The sequence below is a fragment of the Mucilaginibacter sp. genome (assembly GCF_039207105.1).
GTDB lineage: Bacteria > Bacteroidota > Bacteroidia > Sphingobacteriales > Sphingobacteriaceae > Mucilaginibacter.
This window is the reverse complement of the sequence record NZ_JBCECK010000262.1, coordinates 1-4,101: the sequence shown is the minus strand read 5'-3', so window position 1 is coordinate 4,101 and position 4,101 is coordinate 1. Positions and strand designations below refer to the sequence as shown.

Here is a 4,101-nt window from a genome sequence, read left to right as displayed (position 1 = left end):
CGTCATGCATCGCCTGCAATTACAGGGCGTATAAGATTTCTCTTCGCTCCTCACGCTCTTATCTCACCGCTCCACTTAGCGGATTTATACTTTGCTGAATAATACTATCCAGCACGGCAATCCTTTTTTCTATGTTATAATTAGCCAATATATGCTCGCGCCCGGCTTTACCCAGTTGCGCCGCCAATTGGACCGAACCTGCCAGTTTTAACATATGCCGGCCCATCCCCTCAACATCATACTCATCGGTAAGCAGTCCGGTAACACCATCAACCACGGCTTGTTTGATACCCGCGTGGCGGGTTGATACCACCGGCAGTGCCGAAGCCGAAGCCTCCAGTATGGTATTGGGCGTGCCTTCCATGTCACCATCATCGGCAGTAACTGAGTGCTGTACAAAGCACCGCATTTTTTTCATCAGTTCAAGTATCTGCGGGGTTGATTGCCTGCCCGTAAAAGTTACTTTATCCGAAATGCCTAATTCTACGGCCTTTTGTTTTGTAGCATCCAACAGGGGTCCCTCGCCTGCCATCCATAAATGCGCATCGGCAAACGTGCGCGTTACGGTTTCAAAGGCCTGCAGGGTTATCAGCGGCGCTTTTTTACCCACAAAGCGCCCCACCGCCAAAAAGTTTGGGGCCGATTGTGCTACGTCAACCGCATTAAACAGGTTCACGTTTACGCCATATGGGTTCAGGAACAGCTTATTTGCTGGAGCACCCAAATCCAGCAGGGTTTGGTACATATCTTCAGATACCACCACAATGGCACTTGCATAAGCAAAGGCCTGTTGGTATGCTGTTTTATATTCGGTAACCGTAGGGCGATGGTGCGCGTCGGCACCATGAAAATGAATCACGAGGGGTACACAAGCCATTTTACAGGCAGTAGCCACCCTTGCGCCTACCATGCCATACTCGGCCAGTACCACATCAATTTTTTGACGGGTAAGATATTTGGCCAGAGCATTATTAAGTTCGGATATATTGTCTTTTTTAAAGACGCGTTTTTTAATGAGATACAGCAACACAGAAAGCGGCGATCGGATCAGGAACTTACCCGTATCATCATAAACCGGAAACGCGCCGCCGTACAGCACCATTTTATGACCTGTAAGCCTATCAATATGCGCTTGTACAAAAGTTTCGGAATAGGAGTTTTTATTGGGCTTTATGATACATAAATTATACTCCATACCCATTACTTCAGTTTTTTACGAACATAGTAACCCCTGAAAATACTTTCGACCTTTGATTTAAGCTTGCTGAACATACGCTGCCCTTTTTGCGTGGCGTTAACAGGTTTAGGGTGAAAGAAGGCAGCCTCAAAATCGTCATTTTTTTCCAGAACGATGTGGGCATAGTCGCCCACGTTCCAAACGTTTTTACGCTGGTACAGGATCACTTCGGTGCCGGTATCGGCCGCCAGTTTGCCTATCACCTCAAAGGAGATATGCTCATCAACAGGCTGCATAGTTTCGGGCTTATTCACTAACGACCATTTCAGGTTATGCGGCGTAGGCACCGTTAAAATGATCTTGCCTTTGTTACGTAATATCTTGGCCAGCGCGGCATGCACGTCGGGCCTGTCGTTCACGGCTATGTGCTCGTAAACATCCATAAAAACAATCAGGTCAAACTGCTCATCAAAAGTATCGGGCAATAATATGGTTTCCCTGAAGTTGAGCTTATCATCGGCAAAAAGCTTTTGAGCTATCTGGATAGAGAGCGTGCTGATGTCGATACCGGTAATTACAGCATTGGGCCAGCGTTTGTGCATACGCGAGCATACGTTGCCCATGCCGCAGCCAACTTCTAAAATACGCAGGGGTTGTGCAGGAGCAAAGCGTTTAATGGTTTTCCAGGCATATTCAATACGTGGATTGATCTTGACATAATCGTTCAGTTTATTTTTAACGTGCTCATCATAATAAGACACAACGGTTTCGCGATTCAGATTTTGGACCATTACAACTACAGAGAAATATATTTAAAGCTATGCCAGCGCTACAAAGTTAATAAATAATATTAAAGCGGTTTTTGAGCTACAATTACGTATATGGCGCCATCCCTGTCGCGCTGGGGCTGAGAGCTTACCTTGTCAAACAAAATAATAAGCGTTTGCATAATCAGGGCAAATATGGGTTTCAGAAAGCCGGGCAGTTTTAAGTATATACCATCCTGAAACAGCTGAATACCGCTTGCAGGCAAACCCATGATACCAAAGAAAGAAGTGATCTGGAAACCTTCCATCTCAATAGTGCGGCGCAGACCGGCACTCGTCCATCGCCAGTAATCATTAGGTGTAGGGTGATAAAACCAGTAACCGTGGGTACTGATGAGCATGGAGCCGCCGGGTTTTAAAATACGGTAGGCTTCCTGCAAATAACCGGCAGGGCTATCTACGTGTTCCAGCACCTGGTTTGATAGTACCAGGTCGGCATAATTATCGGGCAGGGTGGTTTTGCTGTCAAAATCAATATGATGCTCGGCCAGTGGGTTCAGGTCAAGGTCAATACCCAGGTATTTACCAACCATAGGTTCAAGCACTTCGCGGTAAGGCATATCGCCGCAGCCAAAATCGGCCAGGAGCAATTGTTTGTTAGCCTGGGTAAGCTCCTTTATTTTTTCAATGGTCCTGTTTTTTAATTTATACAGGGATACATAACGCGGGTTAAATAGGGTTGGCTTAAGCCTGTTGCCTTTCATGGGGGCCAAATCTAAGTTTTTTATGCAAACATCCTTAAAAGAAGTTATTTCAATTCGTAAAATAACCGCTTTTAAGGATGATGATTTGGCAACTTAGTGCGTCAGGTTGTACAACTTTTTAATGTCTGCTGCTGATAGCGCTCTGTTATATATGCGTATATCATCCAACAAGCCCTTAACAAAATATCCATCAGTTGGCACTTCCGGGTTATCGCGGCCTATGTAAAGGTCAGAGTTGATGATGCCTTTAGGTGATGGTTGTCCGTAAGTTATGTTATCAAACACGCCATCTACATATATACTAATGCTTTGATTTTGTACCGAATATACAGTGGTAACCATGTGCCATTGATTTAAGCCAACGGTTAATACTCCCCTGGAAAAAGCACTGCCTCCGCCCGGGCCGTAAGTTACAATGCCAATAGGGTATATTTGAAAACCTGTAATACCCCATGCCCAGCCATTATCGGCCCCTGAAAGGTGTTTTGATAACAAGTTGACACCAAATGTAGAGCCATAGTTATCCAATTTAGTCCAGGTATTTAGTGTAAAGTCGGTATTATTCAACCTAAGAGCCATATTATCCTTTACCCTGATGTAACTGCCAGATCCATTAAAATAATAAGCCGAATTTGCTTTACCAAACCTATCGGCACCTGACGTCAAATTATAAGCCAAACCGTTATTTTTATTACCCGATATGTCGGCAGTACTATTATTAAATGGATAGTAAGCCAACAACCCTAAATCTAATTTACTTTTAACAGCTATGATACCACTTAAAAAGAATGTTTTAGCCTTATTTGTTAAGGTTACCGTAGATATGCCCTCATTTTTCGCAGTTACCTTGCCTATACCTGAAACGGTAAGTACGGTTGTATCTGAGGCTGTCCAGACCAGTAAACTCGGATCATAATTTGACGGAGTTGTGGTGTAATGAAGTTGTACCACATCATCATCATACATCCGCAGGGTATCAGTAAATAAAATGCCTTTAAGCGGATCAGCGGGAGGAGTATCAGTTTTTTTGCAGGCAGTAAAAAGGGCGATAACCGCGCATAGCAGAAGTAGACTTTTTTTCATGTAATAAGGTTTGGTATTAATATAAGTGATTGTCAGCCAATAATAATAAAAAAAGGCCTTATATACAGGCCTTTTTTTATTATTTAATATTCAGCTAACCATTATTGGTTAACGAATCTTTTAGCGTTGATCTTTCTTTCGTTTTCGTTCAGGAATATTTTACGCAAACGGATGCTTTGAGGGGTTACCTCAATGTATTCATCAGCCTGGATATACTCCATTGATTCTTCTAACGAGAATTTGATAGCAGGTGCTATACGTACGTTGGTATCGCTACCAGATGCACGCATGTTGGTTAACTGCTTGCCTT

Annotated in this window: 4 protein-coding genes and 1 pseudogene; all 5 read right to left on the bottom strand. The window is 43.6% G+C overall.

The genetic code is table 11. The features are described 5' to 3' along the window. Positions 1-58: 58 nt before the first annotated feature. On the bottom strand, positions 59-1,195 hold the full coding sequence (locus AAGC65_RS25235; protein ID WP_343115228.1) for a glycosyltransferase family 4 protein: 1,137 nt from the start codon (positions 1,193-1,195) through the stop codon (positions 59-61). A 5-nt stretch (positions 1,196-1,200) separates the two neighbouring features. Beyond that, the gene (locus tag AAGC65_RS25230; RefSeq protein WP_343115227.1) at positions 1,201-1,968 is read right to left on the bottom strand and encodes a class I SAM-dependent methyltransferase; all 768 of its coding nucleotides are present in this window, start codon (positions 1,966-1,968) and stop codon (positions 1,201-1,203) included. Positions 1,969-2,027: 59 nt separating this feature from the next. Continuing rightward, positions 2,028-2,708: a methyltransferase domain-containing protein gene (locus tag AAGC65_RS25225; protein ID WP_343115226.1), complete on the bottom strand. Its 681-nt coding sequence runs from the start codon at positions 2,706-2,708 to the stop codon at positions 2,028-2,030. 93 nt (positions 2,709-2,801) lie between these two features. Continuing rightward, entirely contained in the window at positions 2,802-3,791 is a 990-nt protein-coding gene (locus tag AAGC65_RS25220) for a LamG-like jellyroll fold domain-containing protein (protein WP_343115225.1), read from the bottom strand. Between the two features lie 101 nt (positions 3,792-3,892). After that, positions 3,893-4,101, bottom strand: a pseudogene (locus AAGC65_RS25215) (translational GTPase TypA); the annotation flags it as partial.

Bases quoted from the DNA above. Each gene is read 5' to 3' on its own strand.
- AAGC65_RS25230 (WP_343115227.1), bottom strand. From the start codon at position 1,968: ATGGTCCAAAATCTGAATCGCGAAACCGTTGTGTCTTATTATGATGAG.
- AAGC65_RS25235 (WP_343115228.1), bottom strand. From the start codon at position 1,195: ATGGAGTATAATTTATGTATCATAAAGCCCAATAAAAACTCCTATTCC.
- AAGC65_RS25220 (WP_343115225.1), bottom strand. From the start codon at position 3,791: ATGAAAAAAAGTCTACTTCTGCTATGCGCGGTTATCGCCCTTTTTACT.
- AAGC65_RS25225 (WP_343115226.1), bottom strand. From the start codon at position 2,708: ATGAAAGGCAACAGGCTTAAGCCAACCCTATTTAACCCGCGTTATGTA.